The following is a 19,731-nucleotide window of genomic DNA, read 5'->3' as shown; positions in this document are numbered from 1 at the left end:
CCGTTCTTCGGCATCATCTCCGAAGTGATCCCGGTGTTCTCCCGCAAGCCGATGTTCGGCTACATGGGCCTGATCGCCGCGACCATCTCCATCGCCGGTCTGTCGGTGACGGTGTGGGCGCACCACATGTACGTCACCGGTGGCGTACTGCTGCCGTTCTTCTCCTTCATGACCTTCCTGATCGCCGTGCCGACCGGGGTGAAGTTCTTCAACTGGATCGGCACCATGTGGAAGGGCTCGCTGTCCTTCGAGACGCCGATGCTGTGGGTGCTGGGATTCCTCGTCACGTTCGTCTTCGGCGGCCTGACCGGTGTCCTGCTCGCCTCGCCGCCGCTCGACTTCGCCACCTCGGACTCGTACTTCGTGGTGGCCCACTTCCACTACGTCCTCTTCGGCACGGTGGTGTTCGCGATGTTCGCGGGATTCCACTTCTGGTGGCCGAAGTTCACCGGCAAGATGCTGGACGAGCACCTCGGCAAGATCACCTTCTGGACGCTGTTCATCGGTTTCCACGGCACCTTCCTTGTCCAGCACTGGCTGGGCGCGAACGGGATGCAGCGCCGGATTCCTGACTACCTCTCGGTCGAGGGGCTCACCACGCTCAACTCGGTCTCGACGATCTTCTCGTTCCTGCTCGGCCTGTCGATCCTGCCGTTCCTCTACAACGTCTGGAAGACCGCCAGGTACGGCGAGAAGGTCGCGACCGACGATCCCTGGGGCTACGGCCGCTCCCTGGAGTGGGCGACCTCCTGCCCACCGCCCCGGCACAACTTCCACACGCTGCCGCGGATCCGCAGTGAATCTCCGGCGTTCGACCTGCACCACCCGGAAGTGCCGGTAGCCGGACGGGAGTTGAGTACGCGGTGACGGCACGGGAAGAGCGGGCTCTCGTGGGGGAGATCGAGGGCCATCTGCTGCTCGCTGCCGCTCGGGAGGAGGGCCGTGCGGCGGCGGCCCGCACCGCGTCCCGGCTCGGCTGGCTCACCGATGGCCAACGGGAGGCGCTTGAGCGGGAGTTCGAGGCGGAGTACCTGAGGCTGTGCCGCCGGTCGTGGCAGCGCACCGCCGACCGCGCCGAGGAACTGCGGCAGGCGTACGAGGCGCGTTACCGGGCGCTGCGGCAGCGCCTGCCGGCCTGGGTCCTGCTGGGATGTGCGGTGCTCGCGGCGGCGGGTCTGCTGGTGGTGTCGGCCGCCGCGTAGGGCCGCCACAGCGGCGTCGTTGAGGGTGCCCCGTGGCGCAGTGCGGCCATACTGACCGTCGTGCGCGTTGCGATCATGTCGGCAGGGTCCCGGGGCGACGCGGCCCCCTACACGGGACTGGGACACCGGCTCGCCGAGGCCGGTCACGAGGTCACGCTGGTCACCCACGCCCGCTTCGAGCCGCTGGTGGCGGGCTCCGGCGTACGGTTCCACGCGCTGCCGGTGGATCCGCGGGCGGAGCTGGAGTCACCGCGCGGACGGGGCCTGCACCGCAGTGCCGGCGGCGTCGGGAAGCTGCTGCGGGTGGTGAACCTGGCGCGGCGGCTGGTCGGGCGGATGACCGAGGATCTGCTCGCCGCGGCCCGGGACGCCGAGGTGCTGCTGCTGTCCGCCTCGCTCGCCCCGCTCGGCCACTCGATCGCGGAGGGACTGCGGGTGCCGAGTATGGGCGTCTATCTGCAACCGCTCGCGGCGACAAGGGAGTTCGCGCCGCCGGTGCTCGGCGGCGACAGCTGGGGCGGGGCGGCCAACCGGCTCGCCGGACACGGTGTCGCCCTCGCCGTGGAGCACGTCTTCGCTGCCACCGTGCCCGGTGTGCGCGCCCGCCTCGGACTGCCCCCGCTGCGCACCGGTGCCGCACGGCGGGCCCGGGAGCGGCAGGGCTGGCCGGTGCACCACGGGTTCAGTCCCTCGGTGGTGCCCCGGCCGGCGGACTGGCGGACCGGTCTGACGGCCGACGGCTACTGGTGGCCGTACGACACCGGGAGCCGGCTCCCCGACCGCCTGGAGGAGTTCCTGGACGCCGGTCCGGCGCCGGTCTTCGTCGGGCTGGGCAGCGCCACCGTGCCGGATGCGGCCCGGCTGGGCGCGCAGGTGGTGGCGGCGCTGCGGCGGGCCGGGCTGCGCGGGGTGATCCAGCGCGGCTGGGCCGGGCTCGCGGCCACTGGGGACGACATGCTGACCGTCGGCGACGTACCGCACGCGCTGCTGTTCCCGCGGATGGCCGCGGTGGTCCATCACGCGGGCGCGGGGACGACCGCGGCGGGGCTGCGCGCGGGGGTGCCGGCCGTGCCGGTGCCGGTGCAGTTCGACGCGGGGTTCTGGTCCGCCCGGCTGGTCGCGCTCGGGGTCGCCCCGGACGCCGTACCGTTGCGCCGCCTTACCGTGGACGCGCTGGCCTCGGCGCTGGTGCGGGCCACGCGTGAGCCGGCGTACCAGGAGCGGGCGCGGTCGCTGGGCGCGCGCATCCGCGGCGAGGACGGCGCCGCCCCCGTGCTGGCAGCGCTGGACCGGCTCGGCGGGTGAGGCGCCGGTCGGGCGTCAGCCGGTGGTGAGCACCATGCGGAAGCGGGCGGCGCCGGAGAGCATCTTCTGGTAGGCCGCCTGCGCGTCGTTCAGCGGGACGGTCTCGGTCATCGGGTGGATGTTGTGCAGGGCGCTGAACTCCATGGTGTCCTGCACGTCCTGCGAGGTGCCGGACGGGTGGCCGCGCACGATCCGGCCGCTCATCAGCAGCTGGACCGGGCTGATGCCCAGCGGCTCGGGGTCCGCGCCGATCGCCACGAGTTCGCCGCGCGGCGCCAGGCCGTCCACGGTGGCCGCGATGGCCTGGGAGTTCCCCGCGGTGGCCAGCACCACGCCGGCGCCGCCGAGGGACTGCAGGGCCTCGCCGACCGGGGTGCCGGAGGTGCTGTCGACGTAGTGGTGGGCGCCCAGCTGCTTGGCGAAGTCGGCCTTCTCCGGGCCCCGGGCGATCGCCACGGTCTCGAAGCCCATCGCCGCCGCGTACTGCACGCCGAGGTGGCCGAGGCCCCCGATGCCGAGCACCGCGACCAGGTCTCCCGGGCGGGCGGAGCTGCGCCGCAGCCCGTTGTACGTGGTCACGCCGGCGCAGGCCATCGGCCCGGCGTCGGCCGCCGAGAGCGCGTCGGGGATCCGGGCGAGGGCGTCGACGGGCGCGACGACCTTCTCCGCGAAACCCCCGTCGTAGGTCCAGCCAGGGACCTTGAGGTTGGGGCACACGACGAAGTCGCCCTTGCGGCAGGAGGTGCAGTGGCCGCAGCTGCCGCCGAACCAGCCGACCGCGACCCGGTCGCCGACCTGGTACCCCCAGTCCTGCGCTCCCTCGCCGAGCGCCTCGACGCGGCCCGCGATCTCGTGCCCGGCGACCACGGGGAAGGTCACGCCCGGCAGCCCGGCGTTCACGAAGAAGGTGTCGCTGTGGCAGACGCCGCAGGCCTCGACGGCGATCCGCACCTGGCGGGGCCCGGGCTGCGGCACCTCGCGCTCGACCAGTTCGAACGGGCCGCCCGCGGTCGTCACCTGCGCGACGCGATAGCTACTCATCACACGCTCTCCTGTGTCTCGCGTGGTCGTCCGCCGCTCGGGAGCACGGGCAGGACGCCCCCCGCACCAGCAGACCAGCTCCGGACCGATCCCGCGCGCCGAGCCCCACCGCCCCGCGCCGAGCCTCGCCGCCCCAGGCCGCCACGGGCGGCACGTGCCGCCCCCTGCCGACCCGGGCCAACCCCGGGCCGACCCAGGTCGGCGAGCGCGCCGAGGCCCGTGCCATCCAAGGCCGAGGCCCGTGCCGTCCGGCGTCGAGGCCCATGCCGTCCATCACCGAGGCCCGCGCTGTCCATCACCGAGGCCCGTCATCCAGGGCCGTCGCCGTCCTACGCGAGGGGCCCATGTCAGGCGGGAGGGGTCGTGTCATGCGGGAGGGCAGCGCTACGCGGGAGGGGGCAGCGTCGTGCGGGAGGGCAGCGTCATGCGGCGGGGGCCCGTGTCAGGCGACAGAGGGCAGCGCCACGCGGACGGGGCAGCGCCATGCGCCGGGGCCGGGGCACGCGACAGAGCGCAGCGCCACGCGGCGGGGCCGGGGCACGCGCCAGAGGGCAGCGCCACGCGGAGGAGGCAGCGCCATGCCCCAGGGGGCCGTGTCACGCCCCAAAGGGCAGCGCCACGCAACAGAGGGCAGCGCCACGCAACAGAGGGCAGCGTCATGCGGCGAGGGCCCGTGTCACCCGACAGAGGGCAGCGCCACGCAACAGAGGGCAGCGCCACGCAACAGAGGGCAGCGGCATGCGGCGGGGCCCGTGTCACCCGACAGAGGGCAGCGCCACGCAGGAGGAGGCAGCGCCACGCGGCGGGGGCCCGTGTCACGCCCCAGAGGGCAGCGCCACGCGACACAGGGCAGCGGCACGCCCCAGCGGGCCGTGTCATGCGACAACGTCATGCGGCAGGCGGCCGCCAGCTCTCCGGGCGGAGCATGCCGAGCAGGAGACCCACCAGCTCGTCCACCACGTCGTCGAGCGTGGCGTCGACCCAGCCGGCGCTCCAGTCGTGCAGCAGGCCGTTGACGCTGCCGATGAAGGCCGTCGCGGCGAGGCGGTAGTCACGGGGCGCCGCCTCCCCGCGCGCGACGGCCGCGTCCGCCTCGGCGCGGATGAGGTCGATCCAGCGGGCCCGGCGGGCCAGGCGCTGTTCCTCCAGGCGCGGGCTGACGCCGACGATCTCCATGAAGCTGATGCGGATGCGGCGCGGGTCGGAGGTGACGTTGCGGGCATAGGCCCGGAAGAGCACGGCGGCGCGCTCGGCCAGCGGCAGCCCGTGTGCCGTGGCCAGGGCGTCCAGGACCGCCTGTTCCGCCCAGCCGTTGACCTGCAGGTGCAGGGCGGCGAGGACGTCCTCCAGGGTGCGGAACTCCTCGTAGAACTGGCGGGTGGACAGGCCGGCGGCCTGGCTCAGCGCGGCCACGGTCGTGTTCCGGTAGCCGGGGGCGCCGCCGAACAGCTCCAGGGCCGCGGCCAGGAAACGGCGGCGCCGGTCGGCCTGCCGTTCCTCGGCGGATCTGCCGCCGTAGCGGCCCGTCGGTGCCTTCAGCCTGCCCGTCACCTTGTCCCCTCCGTCCGGCCCCCCGTCCGCCCAATCTTGTCGTGCACACATCTTGTCGCGAAGGGGGTTCGCTCCTTACTTTTCAGTAAGTTCACTGTGAAAGCACCCGTGTTCAGATTCCCTCACGTCCTCGAGGAAAGAGAGCAGTCATGCCTGCCTCCAGAACCAGGCACCTGTGCTCCGTGGCCGCGGCCCTCGCCCTGACCGTCGCCGGCCCGGCGACCGCCGCCACCGCCGCGCCCGCCGCGAGCGGCGCCTCCGGCAGCCTGCGCGAGGTGCTGTTCGTCGGCAACAACTGGGACGGCACCGCCGATGTCATCGCCTCATCCGGCGACTTCGCGAAGATCGGCCGGATCGACGTCGTACCGGACAAGGACCAGCGGCTGGCGGAGATCAACGCCGACCCGATCAAGTGGATCTACTACACGTCGATCCGCAACGAGGTCGGCGAGGGACACGACCAGTACGCGGACGACATGTACTCCACGCCCGACGGCAGGTCCGTGGTGGTCTCCCGGCCGAGTTTCGCCGACGTCGTCTCCATCGACCTGGCCACCGACAAAGTCAACTGGCGCTTCCCCGTGGCCGGTTACCGCGCCGACCACATGGCCGTCTCGCCCGACGGCACCCGGGTCGCCGTCTCCGCCTCCACCGCGAACAAGGTGCAGGTGCTGGATATCAACACCGGCAAGGAGGTGGGCGAGTTCGACACCGGGGACAAGCCGCACGAGAACTTCTTCACCGACGGCGGCCAGTACATCTGGAACATGTCCATCGGCGAGGTGACGACCTCCCTGGACGACCCGGCCTGGGACTGGACCAAGGGCGACCGGCACATCACGATCGTCGACGCGAGCACGTTCAAGCGGGTCAGGACCATCGACATGCGGCAGCGGCTGGACGCGGCCGGGCTGAAGGACTTCTCCGACGCCGTGCGGCCGGCCGCGTTCACGCCCGACTGGTCCAAACTCTACTTCCAGGTGTCGTTCTTCAACGGCTTCCTGGAGTACGACGTGGCCTCCGACAGGATCACCCGCGTCAAGACGCTGCCGGAGAACCCGGCGACCGACCCCGACCGCACCACCTGGCTGCTGGACTCGCGCCACCACGGCATCTCGATGAATCCCGAGGGCACCAAGCTGTGCGTCGCCGGGACGATGGACGACTACGCGACCGTGGTCGACCGGGCCTCCTTCGACGTCGGCCCGCTCATCACCGCCGCCACGCCGTACTGGGCGACCGTCAGCGGCGACGGCAAGGACTGCGTCATCTCCGAGGCCGGCGCCGACCAGGTCACGGCCATCGACTTCGCCACCGGCCGGAAGGTGCTGTCGGTGCCGGTCGGCGACCATCCGCAGCGCGTCCGGCTGGGTCACGTCCAGGCCGACTGGACGGGCCCGAAGGGGAGTTGAGCGCCGGCGCCGGAACAGTCGGCGGCACGCCTCAATCCCCCACCCTGCGGCTCACGTTGAGCAGGTACTCCTTCCTGTTCAGCGGGTTGTGGTCGGTGCGCGGGCGCCGCGGGACCGTGCCGCGGGTGACCGGTGCGTAGTGGTCGAAGGCCGTCTCCAGCGCCCCCTCGCCCCGGGTGAGGCCGGGCAGCCGCTGCTCCAGCTCGTGCACCCGGGCGGCCGGCACCGTTCCCCGGAGGACACCGGTCGCGCCGAGCGCGTCGGTGGTCTCCGGTACGGCGCCCAGCCGGGCGAGCACCGGGAGCAGCGCGCCCAGCGTGTCCACCGGGGCCTCGAGCCGGAAGCGGTGCATGGGCTCGTGCACCAGGGTGCCCGCGCGGCGCAGCGCCTCGGTCAGGACCAGCGGGGTCAGGCCCCGGAAGTCGTAGCCGGTGCTCGACATGCTCTTGTCGAAGCCCTGGTGGGCGTGGCTCTGCCGGGGCGAGTAGCCGGAGTGGGTCATGGTGACCGTGCAGTCGGGGATCCGCCAGCCGTGCAGTCCCTGGCCGAGCGTCTCGCGGACGGTGTCCTCGACGGCCTTGAAGAAGGCGTACGGCATCGAGCCCAGCTCCACCTCCAGCCGGAACTCCACGCCCGCGCCGGGCGGTGCGGGCTCGACGCGCAGGCCGACCGTGGCGAGGAACGGGTTGCCGTCCTTCTTGTTGAACTCCACGGCGTGCCCGGTGCCGGCCGGCCGTTCGATGCACAGGGTCGTGGTCTCGCGGAAGGTGACGTCCAGGCCGTACTCCTCGGCGAGGGTCGCCTGGACGACCTCCTTCTGCACCTCGCCGTACAGGGACACGGAGGTCTCCCCGCGCTGCTCGTCGTGCCGGACGCCGATGAGCGGGTCCTGCTCGGCGAGCTGGGTGAGCGCGAGGTGCAGCGAGCGCCGGCCGGTGCCGGGGCCGGGCACGACGACCGTCTCCAGGGTGGGCGGCGCGAAGTGGTGCCGGTACGCCGTGCCCGGGCGGCCGAGGGCGTCGCCGATCCGGATGCCGTCGAGCCCCCACACCTTGACGATGCGCCCGGCACCGGCCTGGTCCCGCCGCACATCGGTACCGGCCTCGAACACGCTGAGCCCGGTGACACGGCCCTCGGCGCGGCGCCGCACGGCCCGGCCGACGGCCCGACCGCCGCCGGGACGGTACGGCGGCCCGTCCAGGCCCCCGGCGTTCCGTACTCCGTCATCGGCCCGGGCATCCTCCGCTCCCCCGCTGCCGAACGGCACCCGGTCACGCACGCGCAGGGCGCCGGAGAAGATGCGGGCGTAGGCCACCTTCTCGCCGGCCGGGCCGCGCTCGACCTTGAAGACCGTGGCCGACAGGGGGCCGGCCGGGTCGCCGCCGGCGGTGGGCAGGAGGTGTTCGATGCCGGTGATCAGCTCGGGCACACCGGCTCCCGTGATGGCGGAGCCGAAGTACACCGGGTGGACCAGCGCGCGGCGGCTCTGGGCGGCGAGGGCGGTGTGCACACGGGCGTCGGCCAGCGAGCCGTCGAGGTAGGCGGCGAGCAGGTCGTCGTCGTGGTCGGCGAGCACGTCCGGCGCGGTGGGGGCGAGGCCGGGGACGAAACGGGCCGCGGGCGTGCCGGGTGCGGCGGGCTCGCCCATCGGCACGAGCGGTACGGACAGCCTGCGGGCCATCTGCTCCAGCACGGCGGAGCCGTCCGCGCCACGCCGGTCGATCTTGTTCACGAAGATCAGCGTGGGGATCCTCAGCCGGCGCAGCGTCCGCATCAGCACCCGGGTCTGCGCCTGGACGCCCTCGACGGCCGAGACGACCAGGACGGCGCCGTCGAGGACGCCGAGCACCCGCTCGACCTCGGCGATGAAGTCCGGGTGGCCGGGGGTGTCGATGAGGTTGACGGTGACGCCGTCGAGCGGGAACGAGACGACGGCGGACTTGATGGTGATGCCGCGCCGCCGCTCCAGCGCGAGGGTGTCGGTGGCGGTGCTGCCGGCGTCGACGCTGCCGATCTCGTCGATCACCCCGGCGGAGTGCAGCAGCCGTTCGGTCAGGCTGGTCTTACCGGCGTCGACATGCGCGAGAATTCCGAGATTGAGCAGATGCACTGAGCGTGATGTCCTTCGGCACGGGGCGGATTCCTTCCTGGGCGGACATGCACGCAGCGCGCATCGGCGGACCTCTCTCTGTGTGATGTGTGTGACGACGGACAGCCCGCAGTGCAGCAGACACCGGGACCCAGCGGCAATGGATTAACGCTCAACAAACGCCTGTCGCAGCAACGGCCGGGGAACTCGGCGATCGCCGGCTGCCCGGGGAGCAGCGGGCGGCGGTGGTGCGGGCGCCCCGGCCGGTGGGCACCCGGTGGGCCCGGTGTTCCGATGGTCCCGGTGAGAGGAGCGGATGGTGCGGGAGATCCTGCCGGCGCTGGCGCGCTGGCACGCGGCCGGGATTCCGTTCGGGCTGGCCACGGTCGTCGCGGTGAGCCGCAGCGCGCCGCGCGGACCGGGTGCCGCGATGGCGGTGGGCCCGGACGACGAGGTCGTGGGGAGCGTGTCCGGGGGCTGTGTGGAGGGCGCGGTGTTCGAGCTCGCCCAGGAGGTCGTGGCGAGCGGCGCGCCGCGGCTGGAGACCTTCGGCTACAGCGACGAGGACGCCTTCGCCGTGGGGCTGACCTGCGGCGGCGAGATCACCCTGCTGGTGCGGCCGGTGACCGCCGAGTCGGACCCGGCGCTCGGCGCGGTCGCCGCGTCGGTCGCCGCCGGCGAGCCGGTGACCGTGGCCACGGTGGTGGACGGACCGGCGCCGCAGGGGGCGGCCCTCGCCGTCTGGCCAGACCGGGCGGCCGGCACGCTCGGCACGAGCGGTCTCGACGCCGCCGTCACCGCCGACGCACGCGGCGAACTCGCGCTCGGCGCCTCGGTGCAACGGCACTACGGGCCGCACGGCGAGCGCCGCGAGGACGCCGTCACCGTGTTCCTCCAGTCGTTCGCGCCGCCGCCGCGCATGCTGGTGTTCGGCGCCATCGACTACGCGGCGGCGGTGGCGCGGATCGGCGACTTCCTCGGCTACCGGGTCACCGTGTGCGACGCCCGCCCCGTCTTCGCCACGCCCAAGCGCTTCCCGGCGGCCGTCGAGGTCGTGGCCGACTGGCCGCACCGCTATCTCGCCGGCACGCAGACCGACGACCGCACGGTGGTCTGCGTCCTCACCCACGACCCGAAGTTCGACGTACCGCTCCTTCAGGAGGCGCTGCGCCGCCCGGCCGCCTACATCGGGGCCATGGGCAGCCGGAAGACCCACGAGGAGCGGCTCGCCCGGCTCACGGAGGCCGGCCTCGGCCGGGCGGAGCTGTCCCGGCTGCGCTCTCCGCTCGGCCTCGACCTCGGGGCCCGTACGCCCGAGGAGGTCGCGGTGTCCGTCGCCGCCGAGATCGTCGCCCTGCGCTGGGGCGGCAGCGGGGCGCCGCTGACCAGCACCGCCGGAGCGATCCACCCGCCCGCCGCCTGACGAGCCGCAGGGCAGGTGCTCGAACCTCACCGCCGCACCCGTACCAAGGCCCCCGGCAGCAACACCACGGCGATCAGCGCGGCGACCGTGTACAGGCCGGCGGAGGCGAGAGCCACCGCGTGGAACCCGGAGACGAACCGCCCCTGGTCCGCGGGCGCCCCGGCGACCGCCCCGGCCACCGCGATGCCGATCGCGCCCCCGGTCTGGCGGGCGGTGTTGTTGACCGCGGAGGCGAGACCCGACCGCTCGCCCGGCACCGCCGCGATGGCCGCCGCCACCACCGCCGGCGTGACCAGCCCGAGCCCGACGCTCCACAGCAGGAACGCCACGAGCAGCACCGGATACCCCGCGCCCGGCGTGGCCCGCAGGAGCAGCGCGAGGCCGGCCGCGGCGATCAGGAACCCGGCGCCGGCCGGCAGCCGGGAGCCGATCCTGCCGGTGATCCGGCCGCCGAACGGCGCGAGGACGGCGAGCGGCGCGAACAGCGGGACCAGCATGACCCCGGCCAGGAGCACCGAACGGTGCTGCACCGACTGCAGGAACAGGGTCAGCACGAACAGCGTGCCCAGGGTGCACAGGTTCATGATCCCGGCGGCCGTGTTGGCGGCGCCGAAGGCCGGCCGGCGGAGCAGGGTGAGCGGCAGCATCGCGTCGTCGCCGCGCCGCAGTTCGACCGCGCCCAGTACGGCCAGGGCGGCCACGGCGGTCGCGGCGGCCGCGAGGACCCGAGGCGCGGCGGCGCCCAGTCGGCCGCCCTCGATGAAGGCGAAGGTGACGGCGAGGAGTGCCAGGGCGCCGAGCAGCATCCCGGGCAGGTCGAGGCGCCGGGCCTGTTCCTCGCGGCTCTCCTGGACGACCGCCGCCGACCAGATCAGCGCGAGCACCACGATCGGCACGTTGACCAGGAAGACGGCGCGCCAGCCGAGCCCCTGGGTGAGCACCCCGCCGAGCAGGGGGCCGGCGGGCAGGGCGAGGCTGCCGACGCCCGCCCACACGCCGATCGCGCGGGCCCGTTCGGCCTCGTCGGGGAAGGCCCGGCCGATGAGGGCGAGCGTGCCGGGCAGCAGCAGCGCCGCGCCGACGCCCTGCACCACCCGGGCGGCGACGAGCACGGGCACGCCCGGGGCGAGCCCGCAGGCCAGGGACCCGGCGCCGAACACCACGAAGCCGGTGAGCACGACCCGCCTGTGGCCGTACAGGTCGCCGGCGGTGCCGCTGGTGAGCATGAGGGAGGCCAGCGCCAGCGCGTAGCCGTCGACGACCCACTGCAGTCCGCCGACGTCCGCGCCGAGCCCCGAGCCGATCCGGGGCAGGGCGACGTTGACGATCGTGACGTCGAGGAGCACCAGGAAGTATCCGGCGCACATGACGAGGAGGACGGTGCGCGGGGATCCGGCGCGCCGGGCCGGGCGCACCGCGCGCTTGAGCAGGGTGACGGCTGCCTCGGGCATGGGGGCCGGGTACCACCCGGCGGACCGCTCAGACGTCGTGCGGTACCCCGCGTGCTGCGGGCGCCGCCCGGTGGGACGCGGCGTCCGGCCTACCGCGGGGGCAGGCGGTGCAGGGTCACGTCGGTGAGTGCGCCGTCGGTGAGGGTCGCGGTGAGGAAGGTGCAGTGGGGCTGGCGGCGGCGGTCGGTCGGGGAGCCGGGGTTGAGCAGGCGCAGGCCGTTGGGGGCGGTGGTGTCCCAGGGGATGTGGCTGTGGCCGAAGACCAGCACGTCGAGGTCGGGGAAGCGGGCGGCGCAGCGGGCCTCGCGGCCCTGGGCGGGGCCGGTTTCGTGCACGACTCCGAAGCGCAGGCCGCCCAGCTCGGCGCGGGCCACCTCGGGGAGCCGCGCCCGCAGCTCGGGCCCGTCGTTGTTGCCGTACACCGCGACGAGCCGGCGGCTGTGGCTCTCCAGCAGGTCCAGGGTGGCGGTGTCGACCCAGTCCCCGGCGTGGAACACGACGTCCGCGTGCGGGAGTTCGGCCAGCAGGGGCTCGGGGAGCCGTTTGGCGCGCTGGGGCAGATGGGTGTCGGACATGAGCAGCAGGCGCACGGTGTCAGCCTAGGCGGCGCGGGAGGCCAGGCGGCGCAGGCCGCGTGCGGCGCCGAGCAGCGCGACGCCCGTGCCGAGGGCGGCCGCGGCCGGATGCCGGGCCACGGTCTGCTGCAGGGAGCGCGGGTGGGCGCTGTCGTCGAAGGAGCCGTGGGCGCCGTGGTCCTCGCCGGGGTCCTGGTCGACGGGGGTGAAGAGGTTGTCCTGGCCGGCGGGCGGGATGCGGTCGGTCTGCTGGGAGTCGAAGCCGGTGCGGGCGAGATAGCGGTCGAGCAGGGCCGGGACGAGCCGGTTGGCCCAGATGGTGGCCACGGTGCTGGCGCCGACGTAGTACTGCTTGCGGCGCGGGTGGTCGGCCGCGTACAGCACACCGCGGGCGGCGACCTCCGGCTGGTAGATCGGCGGCACGGGCATGGGGTGCCGGGACAGCCGGGAGCGGACCCATTCGAACTGCGGGGTGTTGACGGCGGGCATCTGGACGACGGTGACGTGCACGTGGCTGCCGCGGTGCAGCAGTTCGGTGCGCAGGGAGGAGGTGAAGCCGTTGATGGCGTGCTTGGCGCCGCAGTAGGCGGACTGCAGCGGGATCGACCGCTCGCCGAGGGCCGAGCCGACCTGCACGATCGTGCCCCGGTTGCGGGGCAGCATGCGGGTGAGGGCGGAGCGGGTGCCGTTGACGAAGCCGAGGTAGGTGACCTCCGTGATCCGCCGGAACTCCTCGGCGGTGATCTCGTCGAACGGTGCGAAGACGCTCGCGAAGGCGCAGTTGACCCATACGTCGATGGGGCCGAACTCCTTCTCCGCGGCCTCGGCGACGGCCTCGACCTGGGCCTGGTCCGCCACGTCGGCGGGCTGCACGAGCGGGCGTCCGCCGAGGGCCGCGACCTCGTCGGCCGCCGCCCGCAGGCCGCCCTCGCCACGCGCGACCAGCACGACGTTCGCGCCGCGCCGGCCGTACAGCCGGGCGGTGGCGCGGCCGATTCCGGCGCTGGCACCGGTGATGACGACGGTCGCGGGCATGATCATCTCCTTTCCTGCGGGCTTCACTGCACTCGGTACTGCCGTGCCTCATCCCGGGCGCCGCAGCAGCCGCAAGGCGAGCGCGGTGCCGGCGGGCAGGGCCGCCGTGGCGGCGGCCGTCGCCCAGCGGGCGGTGCGGGAGGGCGGGTCGGGGCGGTCGGCCAGGCGTTCCGGCTGGTCGCTGGGCAGGTTGCCGTCGAGGGCCAGCGCGAGCACCTCGGCGAGGTGCAGGGCGCGGCGGCCGGTGCCGCCCTCCTCGATCTGGGTGCGGCAGCTGAAGCCGTCGGCGAGGACCAGGCTGTCGGGCGCGGCGCCGCGGACGGCGGGCAGCACGCCCTGTTCGGCGACGGCCATGGAGACCTCGTGGTGGCCGCGTTCGAAGCCGAAGTTGCCGGCGAGTCCGCAGCAGCCCTCGTCGAGGACCTCGGCGTCCAGGTGGGCGCGGCGCATCAGTTCCTCGTCGGCGCCGGACTTCATGATGGCGTGCTGGTGGCAGTGGGTCTGCACGGTGGCCTGCCGGGCGAGCTGCGGTGGCCGCCAGTCGTCGGGGGCGTGGTGGACGAGCTGTTCGGCGAAGGTGCGGACCTGCCCGGCGAGCCGCTGCACGTCCTGGTCGGCGGGCATCAGCTCGGGGGCGTCGGCGCGGAAGACGGCCGTACAGGAGGGCTCGAGACCGATGACGGGGGTGCCGGCCTCCAGGTAGGGGCGCAGCACCGCGAGGGTACGGGCCAGCACCTTCCTGGCGACGGCGAGTTGACCGGTGGAGATCCAGGTCAGGCCGCAGCACACGGGTTCGGTCGGTACGGCCACGCGGAATCCGGCGTCCTCCAGCACCCGTACGGCCGACTTCGCGATCGCGGGGTGGAAGTAGGTGCTGAAGGTGTCGGGCCACAGCACCACGGTGCGCGGGTCGGCCGGGTCCGGCTCCTGCCGGTCGCGTGCCTTCCACCACTGCACGAACGACTCCTCGGCGAACACCGGTGCCGAGCGCGCCTCGTCGATGCCCGCGAGCCGCTTGCCGAGCCGGGCCAGACCGGGCGCGTGCAGCGCGGAGTTGACCAGCGAGGGGGCTATCCGGGAGAGCCGGGCCCACAGCGGGAGGTAGCCCATGGAGTAGTGGGCGGCCGGGCGGATCCGGCCCTCGTAGTGGTGGGCGAGGAACTCGGCCTTGAGGGTGGCCATGTCGACGCCGGTCGGACAGTCGGACTTGCAGCCCTTGCAGGCCAGGCACAGGTCGAGCGCGTCGCGTACGGCGGTGGAGCGCCAGCCGTCCTGGATCGCGGAGTCGGCGTGCCCGCCGAGCATCTCGAACAGCAGCCGGGCCCGGCCGCGGGTGGAGTGCTCCTCCTCCATGGTGGCCCGGTAGGAGGGGCACATGACGCCGCCGGAGTGGCTACGGCAGTTGCCGATGCCGACGCAGCGCATCACGGCACGGTTGAAGGAGTGCTCGTCCTCGGGGAAGCCGAAGTGGGTCGAGGGGGTGGCCGGCCGCCAGCCCGGGCCGAGCCGGAGCTGCCCGTCCACGGGGTTGGGGTGGACGACCTTGCCGGGGTTCATCCGGTTGCCCGGGTCGAAGAGGGCCTTCAGCTCGCCGAACGCGGTCACGAGCCGCTCGCCGAACATGCGGGTGAGCAGTTCGCCGCGGGACTGGCCGTCGCCGTGCTCGCCGGACAGCGAGCCGCCGTAGGAGGCGACGAGATCGGCGGCGCGCTCCACGAAGCGGCGGAAGTGCGCCACGCCGTCGGCGGTGCGCAGGTCGAAGGGGATGCGGGTGTGGACGCAGCCCTGCCCGAAGTGGCCGTACAGGGACGGGTGATCGTAGTCGAACTCCTCGAACAGGCCCTTCAGGTCGCGCAGATAGTCGCCGAGCCGGTCGGGCGGCACGGCGGAGTCCTCCCAGCCCTCCCAGGTCTCCCGGTCGTCCGGCGGGCGCGCGGTGACGCCGAGTCCGGCCTCGCGGGCCTTGAGCATCTTCTGCTCGCGCTCCGGGTCGTCGGAGAAGGCGATCCTGCTGTCCTTCTCGTCGCGGCCGACGGCGCGCAGCAGGGCGTGCGCCTGCTCGTCGACGTCCTCCTGGCTGTCGCCGCTGAACTGCACCATCAGCCAGCTGGCGCCCTCGGGCAGGGCGTCGAGGGAGTCGAGGTAGGCGCCCTCCTCCCGCATCAGCTGCGCCATCCGGTCGTCCAGCCCCTCGAGTTGGGTGGGCGAGCAGCGCTCGAGCAGCAGCGGCACGTCGTCGCCGGCCGTGCAGATGTCGTCGTAGCCCAGGACCAGCAGCGACTGGTACGCCGGCACCGGGACGAGGTCGAGTTCGGCGCGCAGGACGGTGACCAGGGTGCCCTCGCTGCCGACGAGCGCCTTGGCGACGTCGAAGCCGTTCTCGGGCAGCAGGGAGTCGAGGTTGTAGCCGGAGACGCGGCGCGGGATCTTCGGGTAGCCGCGGCGGATGTCGGCGAGGTACTCGGTGGCGATGCGGTCGAGGCCGGCGTACAGCTCGGCGAGCCGGCCGCCGCCGCTGACGATCCGGGCGCGCTCGTCGGGCGGGGTGGGACCCACCCAGGCGCGCTGGCCGTCGTAGGTGAGGATCTCCAGCTGCCGCACGTTGTCGACGGTCTTGCCGTAGGCCTGCGCGGAGGCCCCGCAGGAGTTGTTGCCGATCATGCCGCCGAGCGCGCAGTGGCTGTGGGTCGACGGTTTGGGTCCGAACTGGAGCCGGTGCGGGGCGAGTTGGCGGTTGAGTTCGTCGAGGACGATCCCGGGCTCCACCACACAGGTGCGCCGCTCGGGGTCGACGGAGATGATCCGGTTGCAGTACTTGCTCCAGTCGATCACCACGGCGGTGTTGGTCGACTGTCCGGCGAGACTGGTGCCGCCGCCCCGGGAGAGGACGGGGGCGTCGAACCGCGCGCACACCGACACGGCGCGGGCGCCGTCCTCGACCGTGCGCGGGACGACGACGCCCAGCGGGACCTGCCGGTAGTTGGAACCGTCCGTGGCGTAGGCGCCGCGGCTGCCGGCGTCGAAGCGGATCTCGCCGTCCACCTCGGCGCGGAGAGCCGCCTGAAGGCCGGACATGTCCGAAGGGGTCATCTGCGCTCCCTTGTCTTCACCGACCGTGCGGGGTCACCGACGTGCTGCCTGTCCGAGGACGGGCGAGTACCCGACAATTGGACAGGCAAGACTGAACAGGTCGAGCTGGACAGTTACGGCTGCCGGTCTTAGGGTGGCGGCATGGCTGACATCTCCGACTCCGCCGCCCGCGCCGCGCGCGATCTGCGCGTGGTGTTCAGCCGGCTGCGGCGCCGTATCCGCGAGGTCGCGCAGGACACCGACCTCAGCCCCTCCCAGGAGTCGGCGCTCACCCTGGTCGGCAAGCACGGCGCCGCCACGGCCAGCGCGCTGGCCGCCGCCGAGGGCGTACGCCCGCAGTCGATGGCGACCACGCTGGCCGCCCTGGAGCAGCACGGGCTGATCCGGCGCACCCCCGACCCGGACGACGGCCGCCGCCAGCTGGTCACCCTGACCGACGCCGGGCGGGCCCGGATCGAGGGCAACCGGCAGGTGCGCGAGGAGTGGCTGGCCCGCGCCTTCCAGGACCGCTACACCGAGCAGGAGCGGCAGACCGTGCTCGCGGCGCTGGAGCTGATGGAACGCCTGTCGCAGCCGTGACCCGCAGGCGGCCGCACACGCCGGGACGGCATCCCGCCCCTCCCTCGCCGGCTCCTGCCGCCGCCCCCTCGACTGCTCGACGGTCGCCGTGGGTCCGGCGTCGCCTTCGGACCCCCGCCCGCCGAGACCGCCCGGCCGCACGCCGGCCCCCTCCTGCTCGCCGGCTCGCCACCGCTGCCGACGCCCCCCCCCGCCGGACCGCTCCCGGGCCGGCGCACCCCGCAAAACTCCGGACCCCCGGAAAACTCCCGAATCCACGGAAACCATCCGAACCCCCGAAAACACCGAACCCCTGGAAAGGCCTGACCGACTCATGTCGCTCACCACGCTCGACCCCCGCACCGCCCTCGTCGCGATCGACCTGCAGAACGGCATCGTCGGCATGCCCGTGCAGCCGCACGCGGCCTCCGACGTCGTCTCCCGCACCGCCGAACTCGCCGGCGCCTTCCGCGCCAAGGGGCTGCCCGTGGTCCTGGTCCGCGTCTCCTTCGCGCCCGACTGGGCCGACGCCGTCCCCGGCCGCACCGAGCGCCAGGCGCGCGGCCTCGCCTTCCCCGAGGGCTGGGACGTCATCGCCGACGAGCTGAACGGCCACCCCGGCGACATCCGCGTCACCAAGCACAACTGGAGCGCCTTCCACGGCACCGACCTCGACGTCCAGCTGCGCCGCCGCGGCGTCACCCAGATCGTGCTCACCGGCATCGCCACCAGCATCGGCGTGGAGTCCACCGCCCGCGACGCCTACGCCCACGGCTACCACGTCACCCTCGCCACCGACGCGATGGCCGACGCCGACGCCGAGGCGCACGCGAACAGCGTCGAGCGGATCTTCCCGCGGCTCGGCGAGAGCGGCACCACCGCCGAGATCCTGGAGCTGCTCGCCAAGACCCACGCCTGATCCACGGGCCCGGACGCGTGCGGCGGGCGGGGGTGCCCGCACACCACCGCACGGGTCCGGGTTAGCATTCGGCCACGCCCACCCGTGCCACCCAGGCAACGGGAAGCGAACAGAGGGGGCTTGTCACCGGATGCCGGTCAAGGTCAGCGTCATCGTCCCCGTGTACAACCCGGGGCCGTACATCGAGGACTGCATCACCTCGCTGCTGCGCCAGTCGCTGCCTCCCGACGAGTACGAAGTGATCTTCGTGGACGACGGCTCCACCGACGCCACGCCGGCCCGGCTCGACGCCCTCGCCGCCGAGCATCCGCACATCCACGTCATCCACCAGGAGAACTCGGGCTGGTCGGGCAAGCCCCGCAACGTGGGCATCGCGGCCTCCCGGGGCGAGTTCGTGATGTTCGTCGACAACGACGACCGGCTCGGCGACGAGGCCCTGGAGCGGATGTACGACTACGGGGTCGCCAACAAGGCGGACGTGATCGTCGGCAAGATGGCCGGAAAGGGCCGCCCGGTCCCGGTGGAGCTGTTCCGCCGCAACCACCCGCACGCCACGGTCGCCACCGCCCCCCTGATCGACAGCCTCACCCCGCACAAGATGGTCCGGCGCTCCTTCCTGGACCGCACCGGGCTGCGCTTCCTCGAGGGCCGGCGGCGCCTGGAGGACCACGTCTTCTTCACCGAGGCCTATCTGCGCGCGGACAACGTCTCGGTGCTCAGCGACTACGTCTGCTACTACCACATCAAACGCGACGACGCCTCCAACGCCGGCTTCCAGCGCTTCGACCCGGTCGGCTACTTCACCAACCTCCGCGAGGCCCTCGACGTGGTCGAGCGGTACACCGAGCCGGGCCCGCTGCGCGACAGGCTGCTGCGCCGCTGGCTGCGGGTGGAGATGGTCGAGCGGATGAGCGGCCGCCGGCTGCTGGCGATGCCGGACGACTACCGGCGCGCGCTGTTCAAGGAGATGCACGCGGTCGTCGTCGAGCGCTTCGGCCCCGGCGTCGCCCCCGGCCTGCGCCCCGGCCAGCGGATCGTCGCCGCGCTGATCCGCGAGGACCGCTACGACGACCTGGTCGCCTACGCCGAGTGGGAGGCCGGGGTGCGGCCGCAGGCCGTACCGGCCGGGGCCGCCTGGCGGGACGGCGTCCTGCGCATCGACCTCGGCGTCGAGTACACCACTGCCGACGGCCCGCTCACGGTCCCGGCGAACGCCCCGAGGCCGCCGGCGGACGGCGCGCCCCGCGATGTCGCCGAGGCCGCGTCCTGGCTGGCGGCGGCCGCCGAGGACGGCTTCGAGACGGCCGCCGTCGATGTGATCGTGCGCGACCGGGAGAGCGGGGCCTCCTTCTTCCAGCCGGTCGACGTCACCCGCGAGCGCGTCCCGGCCGAGGCCGGCGGCACCCGGCTGCGCTTGCGCGCCACGGCCGCCGTCGACCCCGCCGCGGCGGCCGGCGGCGACCCGCTCGGCGGCGGCCTGTGGGACCTGTACGTGCGGGTCGGCCTGGGCGGCTGGACCAAGGAGTGCCGGCTGGGCCCCGCCCCGGCGCAGGGGCTCGCGCTGCCGCCGGCCGGGATCGTCGCGGGCCGCGTCGTACTGCCGTACTGGACGCAGCAGTACCGCAACCTGTCGCTGGACGTGGACCGTGCCGTGAAGTCCCTCGGACTGCACCGGCTCACCCCGGCGGACGCGACGGTCTCCGCCGAGACGCTGACCGTCGCACTGCCGCTGTACGTGCCCGACAGCACGACGGTCGCCGTCCGGCTGGCCGGCGCCTCCGGCCGCGCGGTCGACCGGCCGGCCCTGCTGACGCCCGCCGACGGAGTCCACGCGCTGCTGGAGGCCGGCCTGCCGCTCGGCGAGCTGCGCGGCGCCCTGTGGCGCACGGAGCTGCGGCTGTCCGGCGGCCGCGCCGTGAAGCTGCCGCTGCTGCTGCGCGTGGGACGCGGACCCGGCGCGGTCGAGGTGGTCCGCCCGGCCCCGCCCGGTATGCTGCGCCGACTGCTGCGCAGGGCACGGCGCCTGCTCGGCGGCGTACGGCGGGCGCGGACGACCGCGACGACACGGAGGGCATGACGG

The 19,731-nt window shown here is 73.7% G+C and carries 15 protein-coding genes; 8 read left to right on the top strand and 7 right to left on the bottom strand.

Annotated features, from left to right (window positions below; all coding sequences use genetic code 11):
* From AB0950_RS27580 to AB0950_RS27570, 3 genes are all read left to right on the top strand, one after another.
* A partial coding sequence (locus AB0950_RS27580) for a cbb3-type cytochrome c oxidase subunit I (RefSeq protein ID WP_366779626.1) occupies positions 1 to 867 on the top strand: 867 nt, incomplete at its 5' end.
* Positions 864 to 1,202, top strand: coding sequence for a hypothetical protein (locus AB0950_RS27575; RefSeq protein ID WP_360148581.1), 339 nt, complete (start codon positions 864 to 866; stop codon positions 1,200 to 1,202). The genes AB0950_RS27580 and AB0950_RS27575, both read left to right, overlap by 4 nt.
* 75 nt (positions 1,203 to 1,277) lie before the next feature.
* Positions 1,278 to 2,507, top strand: coding sequence for a glycosyltransferase (locus tag AB0950_RS27570; protein WP_366779632.1), 1,230 nt, complete (start codon positions 1,278 to 1,280; stop codon positions 2,505 to 2,507).
* Between the two features lie 15 nt (positions 2,508 to 2,522).
* On the opposite strand, the gene AB0950_RS27565 is transcribed toward AB0950_RS27570, so the two are convergent.
* Together AB0950_RS27565 and AB0950_RS27560 are read right to left on the bottom strand one after the other, a co-directional pair.
* On the bottom strand, positions 2,523 to 3,548 hold the full coding sequence (locus AB0950_RS27565) for an alcohol dehydrogenase (protein ID WP_360148584.1): 1,026 nt from the start codon (positions 3,546 to 3,548) through the stop codon (positions 2,523 to 2,525).
* 888 nt (positions 3,549 to 4,436) lie between these two features.
* Complete coding sequence (locus AB0950_RS27560; protein ID WP_360148587.1) at positions 4,437 to 5,099, bottom strand: TetR/AcrR family transcriptional regulator; 663 nt, start codon at positions 5,097 to 5,099, stop codon at positions 4,437 to 4,439.
* A gap of 149 nt (positions 5,100 to 5,248) precedes the next feature.
* Here AB0950_RS27560 and AB0950_RS27555 point away from each other — a divergent pair, with 149 nt between their 5' ends.
* A complete protein-coding gene (locus tag AB0950_RS27555) occupies positions 5,249 to 6,511 on the top strand; it encodes a YncE family protein (RefSeq protein WP_366779625.1) in 1,263 nt (420 codons plus the stop codon).
* A gap of 31 nt (positions 6,512 to 6,542) precedes the next feature.
* On the opposite strand, the gene AB0950_RS27550 is transcribed toward AB0950_RS27555, so the two are convergent.
* Positions 6,543 to 8,621, bottom strand: a complete 2,079-nt coding sequence (locus AB0950_RS27550) for a translation factor GTPase family protein (RefSeq protein WP_366779624.1) — start codon at positions 8,619 to 8,621, stop codon at positions 6,543 to 6,545.
* A 298-nt stretch (positions 8,622 to 8,919) separates the two neighbouring features.
* On the opposite strand from AB0950_RS27550, the gene AB0950_RS27545 reads away from it, so the two are divergent.
* Positions 8,920 to 10,023: an XdhC family protein gene (locus tag AB0950_RS27545; protein WP_360149765.1), complete on the top strand. Its 1,104-nt coding sequence runs from the start codon at positions 8,920 to 8,922 to the stop codon at positions 10,021 to 10,023.
* 26 nt (positions 10,024 to 10,049) lie between these two features.
* Here AB0950_RS27545 and AB0950_RS27540 read toward each other — a convergent pair whose 3' ends face one another.
* The 4 genes from AB0950_RS27540 to AB0950_RS27525 all read right to left on the bottom strand — a co-directional run bounded on the left by AB0950_RS27540 (position 10,050) and on the right by AB0950_RS27525 (position 16,174).
* Positions 10,050 to 11,474, bottom strand: coding sequence for an MFS transporter (locus tag AB0950_RS27540; protein WP_360148596.1), 1,425 nt, complete (start codon positions 11,472 to 11,474; stop codon positions 10,050 to 10,052).
* Between the two features lie 89 nt (positions 11,475 to 11,563).
* Positions 11,564 to 12,064 carry a metallophosphoesterase gene (locus AB0950_RS27535; RefSeq protein ID WP_366779623.1) on the bottom strand — a complete coding sequence of 167 codons (501 nt, stop codon included), beginning with the start codon at positions 12,062 to 12,064 and terminating at the stop codon, positions 11,564 to 11,566.
* A gap of 9 nt (positions 12,065 to 12,073) precedes the next feature.
* A complete protein-coding gene (locus tag AB0950_RS27530; protein WP_366779622.1) occupies positions 12,074 to 13,084 on the bottom strand; it encodes an SDR family oxidoreductase in 1,011 nt (336 codons plus the stop codon).
* A 48-nt stretch (positions 13,085 to 13,132) separates the two neighbouring features.
* Positions 13,133 to 16,174, bottom strand: coding sequence for an FAD-linked oxidase C-terminal domain-containing protein (locus AB0950_RS27525; RefSeq protein WP_360574559.1), 3,042 nt, complete (start codon positions 16,172 to 16,174; stop codon positions 13,133 to 13,135).
* Between the two features lie 141 nt (positions 16,175 to 16,315).
* On the opposite strand from AB0950_RS27525, the gene AB0950_RS27520 reads away from it, so the two are divergent.
* The 3 genes from AB0950_RS27520 (at position 16,316) to AB0950_RS27510 (ending at position 19,728) form a co-directional block, all read left to right on the top strand.
* Positions 16,316 to 16,753: a MarR family transcriptional regulator gene (locus AB0950_RS27520; RefSeq protein ID WP_360148608.1), complete on the top strand. Its 438-nt coding sequence runs from the start codon at positions 16,316 to 16,318 to the stop codon at positions 16,751 to 16,753.
* A 313-nt stretch (positions 16,754 to 17,066) separates the two neighbouring features.
* The gene (locus AB0950_RS27515) at positions 17,067 to 17,651 is read left to right on the top strand and encodes a hydrolase (RefSeq protein WP_366779621.1); all 585 of its coding nucleotides are present in this window, start codon (positions 17,067 to 17,069) and stop codon (positions 17,649 to 17,651) included.
* A gap of 130 nt (positions 17,652 to 17,781) precedes the next feature.
* On the top strand, positions 17,782 to 19,728 hold the full coding sequence (locus tag AB0950_RS27510) for a glycosyltransferase family 2 protein (protein WP_366779620.1): 1,947 nt from the start codon (positions 17,782 to 17,784) through the stop codon (positions 19,726 to 19,728).
* Positions 19,729 to 19,731 lie beyond the last annotated feature (3 nt).

Origin of the sequence: Streptomyces sp. NPDC007189, assembly GCF_040703635.1 — a bacterium.
In the GTDB taxonomy this organism is placed as follows: domain Bacteria; phylum Actinomycetota; class Actinomycetes; order Streptomycetales; family Streptomycetaceae; genus Streptomyces.
This window is presented reverse-complemented; position numbering and strand designations above follow the sequence as displayed.

What these genes read in the sequence shown, in the direction of transcription:
- AB0950_RS27540 (WP_360148596.1), bottom strand. Translation starts at nt 11,474, where the DNA reads ATGCCCGAGGCAGCCGTCACCCTGCTCAAGCGCGCGGTGCGCCCGGCC.
- AB0950_RS27570 (WP_366779632.1), top strand. Translation starts at nt 1,278, where the DNA reads ATGTCGGCAGGGTCCCGGGGCGACGCGGCCCCCTACACGGGACTGGGA.
- AB0950_RS27530 (WP_366779622.1), bottom strand. Translation starts at nt 13,084, where the DNA reads ATGCCCGCGACCGTCGTCATCACCGGTGCCAGCGCCGGAATCGGCCGC.
- AB0950_RS27565 (WP_360148584.1), bottom strand. Translation starts at nt 3,548, where the DNA reads ATGAGTAGCTATCGCGTCGCGCAGGTGACGACCGCGGGCGGCCCGTTC.
- AB0950_RS27520 (WP_360148608.1), top strand. Translation starts at nt 16,316, where the DNA reads ATGGCTGACATCTCCGACTCCGCCGCCCGCGCCGCGCGCGATCTGCGC.
- AB0950_RS27515 (WP_366779621.1), top strand. Translation starts at nt 17,067, where the DNA reads ATGTCGCTCACCACGCTCGACCCCCGCACCGCCCTCGTCGCGATCGAC.
- AB0950_RS27510 (WP_366779620.1), top strand. Translation starts at nt 17,782, where the DNA reads ATGCCGGTCAAGGTCAGCGTCATCGTCCCCGTGTACAACCCGGGGCCG.
- AB0950_RS27555 (WP_366779625.1), top strand. Translation starts at nt 5,249, where the DNA reads ATGCCTGCCTCCAGAACCAGGCACCTGTGCTCCGTGGCCGCGGCCCTC.
- AB0950_RS27525 (WP_360574559.1), bottom strand. Translation starts at nt 16,174, where the DNA reads ATGACCCCTTCGGACATGTCCGGCCTTCAGGCGGCTCTCCGCGCCGAG.